The 14,290-nt window shown below is 40.7% G+C and carries 14 protein-coding genes; 8 read left to right on the top strand and 6 right to left on the bottom strand.

The genetic code is table 11. The features are described 5' to 3' along the window. Positions 1–79 precede the first annotated feature (79 nt). Positions 80–253: a 50S ribosomal protein L32 gene (gene rpmF / locus ACQFX9_RS02725; protein WP_011320324.1), complete on the top strand. Its 174-nt coding sequence runs from the start codon at positions 80–82 to the stop codon at positions 251–253. 245 nt (positions 254–498) lie between these two features. Further along, entirely contained in the window at positions 499–1,092 is a 594-nt protein-coding gene (locus tag ACQFX9_RS02720; protein ID WP_427160593.1) for a sulfite oxidase-like oxidoreductase, read from the top strand. A gap of 273 nt (positions 1,093–1,365) precedes the next feature. On the opposite strand, the gene ACQFX9_RS02715 is transcribed toward ACQFX9_RS02720, so the two are convergent. From ACQFX9_RS02715 to ACQFX9_RS02690, 6 genes are all read right to left on the bottom strand, one after another. After that, a complete protein-coding gene (locus ACQFX9_RS02715; protein ID WP_427160592.1) occupies positions 1,366–1,908 on the bottom strand; it encodes an IS4 family transposase in 543 nt (180 codons plus the stop codon). Positions 1,909–1,935: 27 nt separating this feature from the next. After that, complete coding sequence (locus ACQFX9_RS02710; protein WP_427160591.1) at positions 1,936–2,376, bottom strand: hypothetical protein; 441 nt, start codon at positions 2,374–2,376, stop codon at positions 1,936–1,938. Between the two features lie 419 nt (positions 2,377–2,795). After that, complete coding sequence (locus ACQFX9_RS02705) at positions 2,796–3,410, bottom strand: Uma2 family endonuclease (RefSeq protein WP_427160590.1); 615 nt, start codon at positions 3,408–3,410, stop codon at positions 2,796–2,798. 51 nt (positions 3,411–3,461) lie between these two features. Further along, on the bottom strand, positions 3,462–4,316 hold the full coding sequence (locus ACQFX9_RS02700) for a DUF72 domain-containing protein (protein WP_427160589.1): 855 nt from the start codon (positions 4,314–4,316) through the stop codon (positions 3,462–3,464). Between the two features lie 199 nt (positions 4,317–4,515). Beyond that, positions 4,516–4,953: a beta-carboxysome assembly chaperone CcmS gene (gene ccmS / locus ACQFX9_RS02695; RefSeq protein WP_427160588.1), complete on the bottom strand. Its 438-nt coding sequence runs from the start codon at positions 4,951–4,953 to the stop codon at positions 4,516–4,518. 168 nt (positions 4,954–5,121) lie between these two features. Then, positions 5,122–5,328, bottom strand: coding sequence for a hypothetical protein (locus ACQFX9_RS02690; RefSeq protein ID WP_427160587.1), 207 nt, complete (start codon positions 5,326–5,328; stop codon positions 5,122–5,124). A gap of 790 nt (positions 5,329–6,118) precedes the next feature. Here ACQFX9_RS02690 and ACQFX9_RS02685 point away from each other — a divergent pair. The 6 genes from ACQFX9_RS02685 (at position 6,119) to ACQFX9_RS02660 (ending at position 13,986) form a co-directional block, all read left to right on the top strand. After that, a complete protein-coding gene (locus tag ACQFX9_RS02685) occupies positions 6,119–6,961 on the top strand; it encodes a prohibitin family protein (protein ID WP_427160586.1) in 843 nt (280 codons plus the stop codon). Positions 6,962–7,014: 53 nt separating this feature from the next. Next, positions 7,015–7,437, top strand: coding sequence for a DUF1824 family protein (locus tag ACQFX9_RS02680; RefSeq protein WP_103140910.1), 423 nt, complete (start codon positions 7,015–7,017; stop codon positions 7,435–7,437). A gap of 150 nt (positions 7,438–7,587) precedes the next feature. After that, a complete protein-coding gene (locus tag ACQFX9_RS02675; protein ID WP_427160585.1) occupies positions 7,588–9,528 on the top strand; it encodes an ATP-binding cassette domain-containing protein in 1,941 nt (646 codons plus the stop codon). Positions 9,529–10,111: 583 nt separating this feature from the next. Continuing rightward, positions 10,112–10,609, top strand: a complete 498-nt coding sequence (locus ACQFX9_RS02670) for a pentapeptide repeat-containing protein (protein ID WP_236144818.1) — start codon at positions 10,112–10,114, stop codon at positions 10,607–10,609. A gap of 49 nt (positions 10,610–10,658) precedes the next feature. Beyond that, the gene (gene purT / locus ACQFX9_RS02665; RefSeq protein ID WP_427160584.1) at positions 10,659–11,834 is read left to right on the top strand and encodes a formate-dependent phosphoribosylglycinamide formyltransferase; all 1,176 of its coding nucleotides are present in this window, start codon (positions 10,659–10,661) and stop codon (positions 11,832–11,834) included. Between the two features lie 250 nt (positions 11,835–12,084). After that, entirely contained in the window at positions 12,085–13,986 is a 1,902-nt protein-coding gene (locus ACQFX9_RS02660; protein WP_427160583.1) for an alpha-amylase family glycosyl hydrolase, read from the top strand. Positions 13,987–14,290 lie beyond the last annotated feature (304 nt).

Raw genomic sequence — 14,290 nt, 5'->3', positions numbered from 1 at the left:
CCCTATTCGCAATTTCTTTGACTTCGGCTAGCGATCGCTTAGAATAGAAAGGTTGTCAAGAATTGCAATATCGGCTATCATGGCTGTTCCTAAGAAGAAAACATCTAAATCTAAGAGAGATAAACGTCGGGCTACCTGGAGACACAAAGCTGCTGTTGAAGCACAAAAAGCTCTTTCCTTGGGTAAATCTATTTTGACTGGACGTTCTACATTTGTCTATCCTACTGCTGAAGAAGAAGACGAAGAAGAATAAGAGAAAATGGGTAATGAGTAATTAGACTAGTCTAGTTACTCATTACCTTTTACCCATGACTGATGATCAAATAATCACATCAACAGTAAAGTATATATAGTCACTGATTTTTTGATTTTCAACAAAATTAATATTTCGGGGTGTCAGGGAAATAAAATTAGTCGTATTCACTACCAGAAATTAAGTTATATAGGTTTTAGCAATCTTACCCCTACACCCCTATACCCTCTACTTAAAACGGGATTATGCTAGGGAAATTTTTTCAAAAATCAAATCCAGAAAATAGCGATCGCGTCCCCCCAGGACAGCACTTAGCTACAGGCTTTCCTGTGTTAACATACGGTCAAGCACCAAACATCAATATTGAAGAATGGGAATTTCGAGTTTGGGGTTTAGCTAAACCTGTGGTGTTGAGTTTGTCAGATTTTATGAATCTACCACAGCAGGAATTCACCGCAGATTTCCATTGTGTCACCCGTTGGTCTAAATTAGATGTCAAGTGGACGGGGATTAAAGTCACAGATTTTATGAATTTAATTGAGGTAGATCCCAAAGCCACCCATATTATGGAACATTGCTATGGCGGATACACCACTAATATTGCAATGGCGGATTTTGTTAGGGAAGAAAACTTTTTCGCAGTTAAATTATTTGGTGAACCTCTCCCACACGAACACGGAGGCCCTTTGCGGTTAGTTGTACCGCATCTCTACGCTTGGAAAAGTGCGAAATGGATTAATGGTTTAGAGTTTTTAGACAAAGAAGAATTAGGTTTTTGGGAACGCAACGGCTATCATCGTCGTGGTGAACCTTGGGCGCAAGAACGTTATAGTTTTTAGGCTTAGTTGAGTAGGAATTTTCAAATAAAAACCTAAATTGGTCTTAGAGGATGTTTGAAAGTTTTACTATAATTTTTTCTAATTTTTTTGCCTCCAAAAAATTGGAGATGCAAACTTTTTCAGCCTCATATCCCCATTCTCTTGCACTTTTTTCCGAAAAATAGTCGCAAATTGCTTACTAGTAAAGAGTTTTAAAGTTATTCAACAGCCTCTAATTATCGGCAGTGGAACCAGGAAAACACCGCAGAAACGGACTACAGGATGAAGCAATAATTAACTATTGAAAGACTGGCAAAGCTGCCAACCCTCAATCAGATCATGTAATCGACTTAATCCACGCCAGAGAACTTTTACACCTGGAGAGCCATCACTTTTGCGATCTAAAAACCCACCGATTCGAGCCATCCAATTGACCACTTGAGCGAGAGTGGGTGGTGTAGTATGGGGATAAAGTTGATGATGAATAGTGGGATATAGGACTTGCCACTCATGAGTTGCTAGAACTAGTTCACAACTAGCATCAGGCTGAAAACGTGCTAAGTAAGTCAGCCACAGCAAACACCAAGCAACGATGCTGTAGGTAGCCGAAGCCATCTCAATTCTGTGGGCAGTTTCGAGTTGTAACTTCTCAATACCACAGCCACTTTTCAAAACATAGTGATAACGTTCAATCAACCAGTGATAACTATACCATCGCACATACATCTCAACATCTTCGAGACAGGTAATCTCTAAGGTAGTCAGCAGTAACCAGGTAATTGGGTCAATCTCTGGTGGTGGCTCAACTTCTGTGACTAAAATAGCTTGCAATTCCACATAACGTGAAAAGTCAGATGATTAATTCTAAACTGCTCTTTGACCTAAATATTGTCCGTCTAGTCCTTGCTTAACCCACTTTAGGCATTCATACTCTGACTTGAACAATTTGGGAGCAGCAATATTATTTAACAATTCTGGTGGGTAATGGTCGTAGAAATATCTACCATTTTCATGGAAGAGAATAATTAAATTGCGCCGATAGACATAGCGAGATTGAAAAATGTCACGTTCACTGACAAAATCTGCATTGTTATCTAAATGTTCCTTGGCGATTTCTACGATATTACTAGTGCTATTACCGTAAATCTGTGCAGGATTCTCTGATTTATGTAAGTGACTTTTACGCCCAATTTCTGACAAAAGTTTATACGAATAAATTTCGTACTGATCCGCTTTGCCAAAAACAAATGGAATGATGAGATATCCCTTATATGAAACGGAATTTTCATAGATAAGACGACTCATCTGCACCTCCTGTGATGTAGAAGCTTTAAAAGTGATCAGCTACGGTAATTTTGAACCCATGAATATGAGTTCAACCGCAGTGTTTTATGCGAACTTTTTTGTGATTTTGACAAGAGGGGTGTTACCCCCTATTAAAAAAGACGGTCAATAAGTGTTGATAAAAAAACAATTGTGATCACCATTATTACTCTTTTTGAGCTTGTCCTTAATGAAATATATTCCCAAAGTCATAAAATCATGATTTTATGAATCTTAATATATAAAAAGTGCGGGACGGGCTATAATTCCATCCCCCCAGAGTTATTTTTATACTGCTAATAAGAATATATGTATTTGTGCAGAAATCAAGGTAGAAATTCTCTAAATTCTTAGTAACAGTAGTAATTAAAAATTCAGATAAAAATACGGTTTTGTGCCAATTAGTTAGCAGCATCAAAAACCTGCTGCGCGGTTAAATTTAATTGAGGAAAGGTAGGTGATTGAATTACTGTGTTACCTTTAAACGGAGTCATTTGATATTCACCATCAACTAAATTACAAACAAAAATAGTTGGTTGTTTAGGATTACCGATAAATTTCCTAGCCCCCAAAGCAGCATAATCCGCAATCCAATATTCAGGAATACCCATTTCCTCATAATCAGCAAATTTGTTGTAGTAATCATCTCGCCAGTTAGTCGATACAACCTCAACCACCAATGGTACAGATAGAGCTTGACTGACTGTTGATTGCTTCTGAAAAAGTGGTTCGTTGCTGAGGTTATCTAAATTTAATAACAATACATCAGGTGAATAAGCAGATTCAGCACTAGGGGTTTTAACTAATGCAGTTTTAGGTATGGTGTACAGAAGATCCAAGCGATCAAACTCGACAGTTAACTTACGGGCTATAAATCCCACAACTTTTTCATGTTCTCCGTTTGGAGGAGGCATTTCAAATATTACTCCCTTATGTAGTTCGTAGCGTTTACCATCATTAGGATACCATTCGGTAAATTCATCAAATGTCAGTAATTTTGGCAAAGATTGGGTCATAATCTTATCTTTATATCAGTGTTGTCAATCCACCCTTATCTACACCAATTATTACCATAAACTCAATTGATTGGGTGGCGAGTCTAGTAGATTCCAAGGTAGGGGAGGAACAGGGACAGAATTTTGTTCTAATAGCTTTTGAAAGTGACGGGCGGTGCTAGGCGATCGCTCTTCTAGGGGACAATGAACGAAGAAGTAAATTTTCACTCCCAATTGCAACCATTGCTGAATCTGTTTTACCCATTCTTCCATAAATGGCTGATTGACTGACAAAGTGGGATGGGAAATAAATCGAATCAGACTAAAAGGTGCAGTGACGCTAAATTGTACAGGGAGTTTGGGTTTGCGTCGTTCTGAGTCTAGTTGGGGGTCGTCGTCTCCAGTATAGATGGGGCGGGAATCTAAAATCACCCTACCTACACCCAAAGTTTCTAACATTGCAGTTAGCTGACTGCTGTGAGGTTCTTGAAACCAGTCGGAATGTCTCACCTCTAATGCTAGTGGTGATTCTTGGCGTGGCCAAGCTGCTAAAAACTTAGCTAAATCGTTGATTAATGTGGGGGGATAACTGGGAGGTAATTGGGCGAAAATAGGGCCAAGATGCTGACCTAAAGGGCGCATTCCGGCTAAAAACTCTAAAGCAGCCGGAATATAGGGTTCTAGCAACCCTTTATGGGTAATTTCTCGTGGTAACTTCAAACAAAACTCAAAACCTGGGGGAGTTTGTGTCGCCCATCTGCTAACAGTTTCCGCATTGGGTATAGCGTAGAAAGTTGTGTTACCTTCTACTGTGGTAAAACGACGACTGTAAAGATGGAGAAAATCCGCAGCACGGGTTTTTGGAGGGAAAAGTTCTCCTACCCAACCTTTATACGACCAAACAGCACAACCAATCAGGAAATTCACGAGCTAGAACAAAAATAACTTCTGAAATATTTTCAGTGTTTCCCCCTAATTGTAACGTGAGTTTCCAACGGAGGCGCACCTGCGGGTAGACTTAAGCATTGCGTTAGCGTACCACTCTGTGGAAGCAAGCTACGCGTAGCGTCTCGTAGAGAAGCGGGACGTTAGTCCATTGCGAATTGGTTTTATGGGTGTAGTCAATCTAAAATCCAAAATCTAAAATTGATTGATCCAGACGCTGTTCTAGTAAATCTAATAAACCATCAACATCCTGACCAACTTGCTCAAAACAAACTGGTGGTGCTGGTTCTGGTGTAAACTGAATTAACTTAATTTCGCCCTTCCCAATTCCAATCATTAAAACTTCAACTTCCGGCTGATGATGCTCAATAATTCCTAAAATTTCTTGCAGCCGATTTTCCACATTCATATTTAATTTTTCCACTGCATCTTGGGGACAATAAACAAAATGTGGTGTCGGTTGTAAATCAATCCCAATCGTACCTTGAGTATCACCATTTGCTAACCACAAACCCCAAGCCAAAGCCGCCAATTCCTGCTGATTTTCCTTCACAAATCTATCCAACTGACCACGCCAAAGATTTTCCCTAGATTCCGATTGATTATTGCCAAACATCATATTAATTCGTTATTCTCTCTGCGCCTCTGTTGTCTCTGCGTGAGCCTGAGCAAATTTGTATCACTACTGTTTCATTATCCACTGCCGAGGTCGCGAAAGCTCACATCAAAATTGGCACTTCGCAATATTAGGGGAGGGAAAGCCGCAGCAAGGGCGATCGCTTTCATGTTACTTTGGCGGTAAAGTAGCCATCCCAACTACCAAGGTAGCCCACACAAAAAACGCCCCGTAAATGACTACAATAGTTGTGGTTACTTGGATAATATCATGCTCAAGTTGGTTAACATCATCACTCAAGATAGACATTAAACCCCCTGTACAGCCTTTGTCAAAATCAGCTAACTCCAAACTCTGTAGGTGTTTATATGCCTCCAACCGTAAGTTATGCTAGATATTCTGTGCCAAGTTACACCAGAGCAAATTATTGTGACCCTCAAAAAATGACTCTTCTATCCAGGTAGTCACCGTGAGCAGCTAAATCATGGAAAATTGCCCCCAAATATCTTTAATCCCTAACTAAGCAATGATAGAATCCTGCTGCTTAAGTACCACACTAATTTCCACTAGCAAAGTCAAGCCGCAAATTTGATTTCCAACCAAACAAACTGTCGCTAACAAAATTGGTTGACGATATTAGTGTCCACAATTCAACAGGCGTTAAATAAGGATGTACACGAGAAACTGTGCCAGCGAGACGCTTCTCTACGAGAGGCTGCGCCAATGGGTTCACGATGTATCCTGTAGGGAAAGGGTTTCCCTAGGTGAAGCGACTGCGGGGGAACAGGGAACAGATAGAGGTTGTTTACTTCCTCAACTACTGGAGGGTTTGAAACCGCGTCTCTTAAACAGATGGTGTTGGATGGGGACTGCTAGCCCATCTAACTCTTTGAGTATCCCCTGTTACCCGTGAATCACCTACCCTGACTAAGTGCTGAGTTAGGAATTGTGAGTTAGGAGTGAGAAGTATTTACTATAACTAAAAGTTAATAGCGTAGATAACTATATAGGTAAGTTGTCGTCAAGAAATTGAGTTATGGAATGGAGAGACTACCGGTATTTTTCAGCCTCACCTCATCAATACACCACAAAAACCCACTCACCTATAATAAATTTACTCAACACAGGCTAAAATCCCCGCTAACAGCACTCATAAGGAGAGAGAACCTTGAAAAATCAACAATTAGGTAATTGGCAAACCACTGTTTTGGGGATATTGTTAGCTATCCTTGTGATTGTTGGATTAAATTCTTTTATTATTATCAACCCAGGACAAGCAGGAGTCATTAGCATATTAGGGAAAGCCAGAGACGGTGCTTTAATTGAAGGTATTCACGTAAAACCACCTTTTATTTCAGTAATTGATGTGTATGATTTAACGGTACAGAAATTCGAGGTTCCCGCCGAAAGTTCTACTAAAGATTTGCAGAATTTAACTGCAAGGTTTGCGATTAACTTTCGTTTAGATCCTATCCAGGTAGTAGAAGTGAGAAGAAAGCAAGGAACATTAGAGAATATTGTCTCGAAAATTATTGCTCCCCAAACACAGGAAGCATTTAAAATTGCGGCAGCGAAAAGAACAGTAGAAGAAGCGATTACTAAGCGTAGTGAACTCAAAGAAGACTTTGATAATGCACTAGGCGATCGCCTGGATAAATATGGAATAATAGTATTAGATACTAGCGTCATTGATCTCACCTTCTCTCCTGAATTTGCTAAAGCCGTAGAAGAAAAACAAATTGCCGAGCAACGCGCCCAAAGAGCTGTCTATGTTGCTAGAGAAGCAGAACAAGAAGCGCAAGCAGAAATTAATCGCGCCAAAGGTAAAGCCGAAGCTCAAAGACTCTTGGCGGAAACCCTCAAAGCCCAAGGTGGACAATTAGTGCTACAAAAAGAAGCAATTGAAGCCTGGAAAACTGGCGGCGCACAGATGCCTAAAGTCTTAGTCATGGGTAGTGAATCCCAAGGGAATTTTCCCTTTATTTTTAACCTGGGTAATACCCAAAACTGACTATAATTTGCCTAATCACACACAACAAGATTTTCCCAACCATGAAACAATATATGCCAATGCCCAATCACCCCAACCTGACAACTACAGAAGCCAAAAAAATTCTCAACAAATTTAACTGTTTAGACATTGCCCCTATTCTCAAACCATCGGAGAAAGAATTAGTGCGTCAAGCATTAATTTTATTCACTAAACTTTCCGACTATCAAATCCTAGGAATTTGTGCGGACACAGCCGCCGAAGCCCTACTAGCTATGAGAACCTATTCCCATGCTTTGGGTTATGAAGTACCCATCGACTTACCAGTAGTAGAAGGGCCAGTCTATATCAAATTGAATGGCAAAAATGGCTTATGTTACCTCGATTCCTATGTAGGACATCATCGGGGTGTATTAGTTTCCTGCCAATCTCATAAAGAAGGAGGCATCAACGAAATGTATGGGCATCTACCACTTGATTTATTTGTCGAAAACTAGGCAGAATTTTGAGGTACATTGTGATTAAAATTAATGTACCTCATAGATAAATCTTGGAACTTCCCCAATCTCTCAGATTTCTCTTTAGTGCATCTCCAAAAGTGAGCTTTATGCCCCACCTATCAGTTCATCAGTGGCTTTTAAAATTCTATGAGCATCATCACCCTACAATCAGTTAAAAAAGACTTTGGAATCAAAGAGATTTTAAAAGATGCCAGCTTTAGTATAGATGTCACTGACAAAGTGGGTTTAATTGGCACCAATGGTTCTGGTAAATCAACCCTATTAAAAATGATCGCCGGATTAGAACCAATCGATAGCGGTCAAATTACTTGCAGCTCCAGTTCTAACATCATCTACCTACCCCAACAGCCAGATTTAGATGAAAATCGCACAGTTTTAGAGCAAATTTTTGCTGATAGTGGCGAACAAATGGCTTTGGTCAAAGAATATGAAGAAATTTCGGATAAATTAGCTCACTACCCAGAAGATAGTCAATTAATGTCCCGCTTGTCTGTGGTGATGCAGCGCATGGACGCAACTGGCGCGTGGGAATTAGAAACCAATGCCAAAATCATCCTCAGTAAGTTAGGAATTGTTGACTTTGATGCACCCATAGGGACTTTATCTGGAGGCTACCGTAAACGCATCGCCTTAGCCACAGCCTTACTCGCTAACCCCGATGTTTTGCTGATGGATGAGCCAACCAACCATCTCGATGCTCTATCTGTAGAATGGTTACAAAGTTATCTGAATCGTTTTCGTGGTGCATTGTTCTTAATCACCCACGATCGCTATTTTTTAGATCAAGTCACCAATCGGATTATTGAAATTGACCGGGGTGACATTTACACCTACTCAGGTAACTACTCATACTACCTTGAAAAGAAAGCCCTAGCGGAAGAATCAGCCCAAAGTAGCCAACGTAAGCACCAAGGCGTATTAAGAAGGGAACTAGAATGGTTAAAACGGGGGCCAAAAGCCCGTAGCACCAAACAAAAAGCCAGAATTCAACGCGTCCAAGCCATGCGCGAAACCGAGTTTAAACAAACTCAGGGTAAAGTCGATATCTCCACAGTCAGCCGCCGCATTGGCAAAAAAGTCATTGAACTCAGTAACATTAGCAAATCCTACAACGAACGTACCCTAATTCAGAACTTTACCTACGAATTTAGTCCTGAAGACCGAGTGGGGATCATCGGTGGGAACGGTGCAGGTAAATCCACATTAATGAATATCATTACCGGCAGAGTAGAGCCAGATGCAGGGGATGTAGAAATTGGTTCTACCATTCATATCGGTTATTTCGACCAGCATTCTGAAGCATTACTCACTGCCTTAGATGAAAATCAGCGCGTGATTGATTACATTAAAGAAGAAGGGGAATTTGTCAAAATCGCCGACGGTACAAAAATTACGGCTTCCCAGATGCTAGAAAGATTTCTGTTTCCGGGAAATCAACAGTACGCCCCCATTTATAAACTCTCTGGCGGTGAGAAGCGGCGGTTATTTCTGTTGCGAATTCTGATTAGCGCGCCGAATGTGTTGATTTTAGATGAACCAACCAATGATCTAGACGTGCAAACCCTCGCCGTATTAGAAGACTACCTAGAAGACTTTAACGGTTGTGTCATAGTAGTTTCTCACGATCGCTACTTTTTAGACCGCACCGTTGATACAATATTCGCACTAGAAGAAAGCGGTAGCCTGCGACAATATCCAGGCAATTACTCAGTGTATCTTGACTACAAGAAAGCTGAAGAAGCACAACAAAACACCGCCAACACTAAAGAAAAAACAAAAAATTCTGAAGAATCAAAAGTTACATCGCAAACTAGGAATGTAGACAATAAAAAGAAACGTAGGTTATCTAATTGGGAAAAACGGGAATTTGAGCAGCTAGAAACTAAAATTGCTCAATTAGAGGAGGAAAAAGCCCAAACTGAGCAAGCACTAGCAACAGTCACTCCCGGTAACTACACCAAAGTCCAGCAACTCTACGAACAAGTAGAATCGCTCAAACAAGCAATTGATATCGCCACCAATCGCTGGTTAGAATTAGCTGAGATCGAGTCATTGGAGAACGGGTGAGAGCAAATGAACGCTCTAAGGCAAAATTTACTACCAATCTTGGCATTAACAGATACACAGACTGAGCAAATTTGTCAAGTTAACCGTGATTTGAGCATGGAGCGTCAACATGAGGAGAAAGTGAAGCAGACAGGAAGTAGGAGGAAAGGGAGCAGGGCGCAGGGAGCAGGGGGAAGCCCAGAAACAGCAAGTTGTCTGGCTATACAGGAGAATTGTTTCCTCATCTTCACTCCCCACTAATAGCAGGAGAAGGGTTACAGATGGAAAAGCCTCTGTTTGTAAGGGTTTTATCAGTTCCCTGATGTTTTCATCTCATGGGCTACAGCTATCACAAATTAGATAGTGTATGCTTTCCCTCTGCACCCTGCCCCCTGCCCCCCCCTGCCTCCCTGGGAGAGAGAAACTAATTCTTTAAAAATTCTGCAACTTAGTTTACCAAAAGTTTGCCGTAGTTATGAAAGTCAGATGTTACCCTTTGTCTGAGTGGGGGATTTGACTGGGTTCTCATGTTAGTGTTGTTCATCTGGCTATAGATAACTTTAGCCGTGCATCCGATAGTTAGATATAGTGCCAACTAATGATCATGATCAATCATCATACTCAAGACCTCCGCTCGAATGCTATTCACTTTCTAGAGCAGACTCCGCCACAACGTCTACAAATTCTTCAAGAATTAGGTTTAGGACGCTACCAGTTTTTGACGAAAATTCGACTCAATGATGCCAACATCAATTGTGTGATGGAATTTTTGCAAAATCCTCGTCAAGTCAAATTCCCTAACTTATCTGGGGCTGATTTATCGGGTTTGATTTTAAATGAAGTGAATTTAATTCGGGCGAATTTAACAGGGGCAAATCTACAAGGCAGCAGCTTATTAAATGCTGACCTAATTTTCGTGAATTTTACCAACGCTGATCTGCGAAAAGCTGATCTTAGAGGTGCAGCACTCAATGAAACTATCTGGATAGATACCTTAGTAGAAGAGTGTCAACTCGGTTTAGGTAATGGCTTAAATAAGCAGCAACGTAAAGATTTACAACTGCGGGGAGCTAGGTTTAATTATTTGGCAGATGATAATTAGAATCTCAAAATTATCAGGTTGCTAGGTTAAAACTGGCTGGGAAAAGTCAATGATTAATTCCATCAAACTCCCCTGCAAACTCATGTTATTGGGTGCAGGAGAACTCGGCAAAGAATTTGTAATTGCAGCCCAAAGACTGGGCAATTATGTAATAGCAGTTGACCGCTATGCTAATGCACCCGCTATGCAGGTGGCTGACTGTTTTGAGGTCATATCAATGCTGAGTGCTGATGATTTAGAAGCTGTAGTCACTCAGCATAAACCTGACCTAATTATACCAGAAATCGAAGCAATTAGAACGGAAAAATTGCTGGAATTTGAACAGCGAGGGATAACAGTTATTCCCACAGCCGCCGCGACAAATTACACAATGAATCGCGACAGAATTAGAGAATTAGCCCATCAAGAATTAGGGGTGAGAACGGCTACATATGGTTATGCCGTTAGCTTAGAAGAACTAGTAAAAGTTGCCAATGAAATTGGTTTTCCTAATGTAGTAAAACCAGTGATGTCTTCCTCTGGGAAAGGACAATCTGTAGTGCAGACAGCAGAGGAAGTAGAACAGGCTTGGAATTATGCGATCGCCAACTCCAGAGGCGATAGTCAAAAGGTGATCATCGAAGAATTTATCAACTTTGAAATTGAAATCACCCTATTAACAATTAAACGGTGGAACGCTCCCACTATATACTGTTCACCCATTGGGCATCGCCAAGAGCGAGGAGACTATCAAGAATCTTGGCAACCCGCAGAAATTTCTCCAGACAAAATATTACAAGCCCAAGAAATTGCCAAAAAAGTCACCGATGCTCTAGGGGGTGCAGGCATTTTTGGTGTAGAGTTTTTCATCACCAAAAATGAAGTAATTTTCTCTGAATTATCCCCCCGTCCTCATGATACGGGCATGGTGACATTAATCTCCCAAAACCTCAACGAATTTGAATTACATCTTAGAGCCGTTTTAGGCTTACCAATTCCCCACATAGAACAATTAGGAGCTTCTGCCAGTGCCGTAATTTTAGCATCAGAAAAATCAGATGCCATTGCCTTTACAGGTGTAGCTGAGGCACTATCAGAAAAAGACGTAGATATTAGATTATTTGGTAAACCCACCGCCCATCCCTATCGCCGCATGGGAGTAGCTTTAGCTAAAGGCGGTAGTATCGAAGAGGCGAGAGACAAAGCCACAAGAGCCGCAAATAAAATTAAGATTGTTAGTCAATAGTCAATAGTCAATAGTCATTAGTCATTAGTCATTAGTCATTAGTCATTAGTCATTAGTCATTAGTCATTAGTCATTAGTCATTAGTTTTTCTCCTCTCCTACCTTGTCTACCTTGTCTCCTCTTCCCAGTCCCCAGTCCCCAATCCCCAGTACCCTAACAACTGCATAAGCTCAAACTGCTGGTATCTATCTCTATGTTGAGAAGATTCTCTGATACAGGACAAAAGTCATAGATACCTGGGGAGAGTGGAATGGTTAGCTCAATATATGACCGATTAGTTCAAGATGTTTTCAGTGTAGCTAAGAGAACAACTAAGAAACAAATTAATTTGGTCAATGAAAATCAAGATGTGATCCAAAGGGAAGTGATATCACCTTTTCCATCACCGGAAGATTGGCGGGATGTCTGGATTTACTTTATTATGGTTGACCGCTTTAATAACCCATCTGCTGCGCCTGTGAGTGCGTGGGATAATTTTGATGGGAATGGGAATTTTTTAGGGAGAAATGGTCTGGTTTTCCAAGGTGGCACTTTGGAAGGTATTCGCCAAAAGTTGGAATACTTAGAAAAATTAGGGGTAGGGGCAATTTGGATTACTCCAGTATTAAAGAATTGTCAGTATAAACCCACATACCACGGTTATGGTATTCAAGACTTTTTACAAATTGATCCGCGATTTGTTACTAATAAAGAGCATCCAGAGGAAGAGTTACAAGCCTTAATTGATGAGGCTCATGCACGAGGAATTTATGTAATTTTTGATATTGTATTGAATCATGTCGGCAATGTTTTCAGTTATTTCATTAATGGAAATACTGTTGAGTCAACTGATCAATATGGGGAACAACCCTATGATATTAGGTGGCATGATAAGAACGGTAAGCCGCATCCACAATGGATAGATGCCCCTGTGGAACAAGACCCTGACCTACATCCTGATGCTGTAGTTTGGCCTAAAGAACTATGCAAAAACAAAGTTTTCCGCCGGAGAGGAACTAGAGGAGACACTGAACAAGGCGGGGATTTTACCGACTTAAGAGAATTAATTACTAATGAGCCGGAAGTTCGTAATGCCTTAATTCGTATTCACCAATATTTAATTGCTAAGTTTGATATTGATGGCTTTCGCATTGATACATTAAGGTTTATTGAGCCAGATTTTGCCAGAGTTTTTGGTAATGCCATGCGTGAGTTTGCTTTAAGTATTGGGAAGAAAAATTTCTTTACTTTTGGCGAAATATGGGCTGACGAAAATAACACAGAGGATAAAATTAGAAACTTCATTGGTCGCCAGGCCAATGAATCTGGTGATTTATTAGGTGTGGATGCGGCGTTGGATTTTCCTCTGTTTTTTCAACTCCCAGGGGTGTTGAAAGGCTTAAGACCACCAAAAGCGATCGCCCAGTTTTATGAAAGTCGTAAGGAAAGCCTCCGGGGTATAATCAGTTCACATGGTGAAGCCAGCAAATTTTTAGTGACATTCTTCGATAATCATGATGTGAAGAGTCGCTTTTTCTACAGTAACCCTGAGCGTCCCCGACAGTTTGAAGACCAAGTAACTTTAGCTATTACCTGTCTACTGTCATTACAAGGGATACCTTGTATGTATTACGGTACGGAACAGGGACTTAATGGTTCTGTCCCAGGAAATACGGACTTTGGGGATCTTGTAGTTCGTCAAGCTTTATGGGGTAAGCCAGGAGGCGGTTTCAATCATGATCATCCCTTCTATCAAGCCATCTCCGAACTATCGAAATATCGTCAAACCCAACCGGCATTACGCTACGGACGGCAATATTTTCGTCCCATATCTGGCGATCGCATTAATTATGGCATCTCTCCTTACAGTCCTGGTGTGTTAGCGTTCTCCCGCATCTTGAATGACCAAGAGGTGGTAGTGGTAGCCAATACAAACATAGAAAAAACTGAGTCTGTATATGTAATTGTTGATTACCACATGAATTCTGATTATCCTACCTTCAAGATTTTATTTAGCAACGCATCTAGGGATCGCAACATTGAACTCCCTGAAACAGTGGAGGAAGTAAGAAACGCCAACATCACAGAAGTTAACGGTCAAAAGAGTTATGGCCCCATACGAGTGATGAAAGTCACTCTCCAACCGATGGAAGTACAAATTTTAGTGAAATAGTTCAAATGTCCAGATACCCGACCTATTTGAGAAGTCGGCTATCTTGTTTCTTACGAATGATTGAGAACTACTAACGGGACTTCCAGATAAAAAAATATCCAAACTGTAGGGTGCGTCAGTATGAATAATCTCTTGGTATAGTTAGGTTTTATCCAATACCTCTCGGTTAAGAAATCTGGCATGATTTTTTCTCACGAAAGCTCAAGAGTTTCAGCCATACCTCTTACCCAAATTTGGAGATGAGGCAGGCTTAACCGAGAGGTATTGAGGTTTTATCGCACTGACGCACCCTACTAAGCTAAAT

This window comes from Aliinostoc sp. HNIBRCY26, assembly GCF_050235535.1.
Classification (GTDB): Bacteria; Cyanobacteriota; Cyanobacteriia; order Cyanobacteriales; family Nostocaceae; genus Trichormus.
The sequence above is the reverse complement of the archived record's forward strand: the minus strand, read 5'-3'. Positions and strand labels throughout refer to the sequence as shown.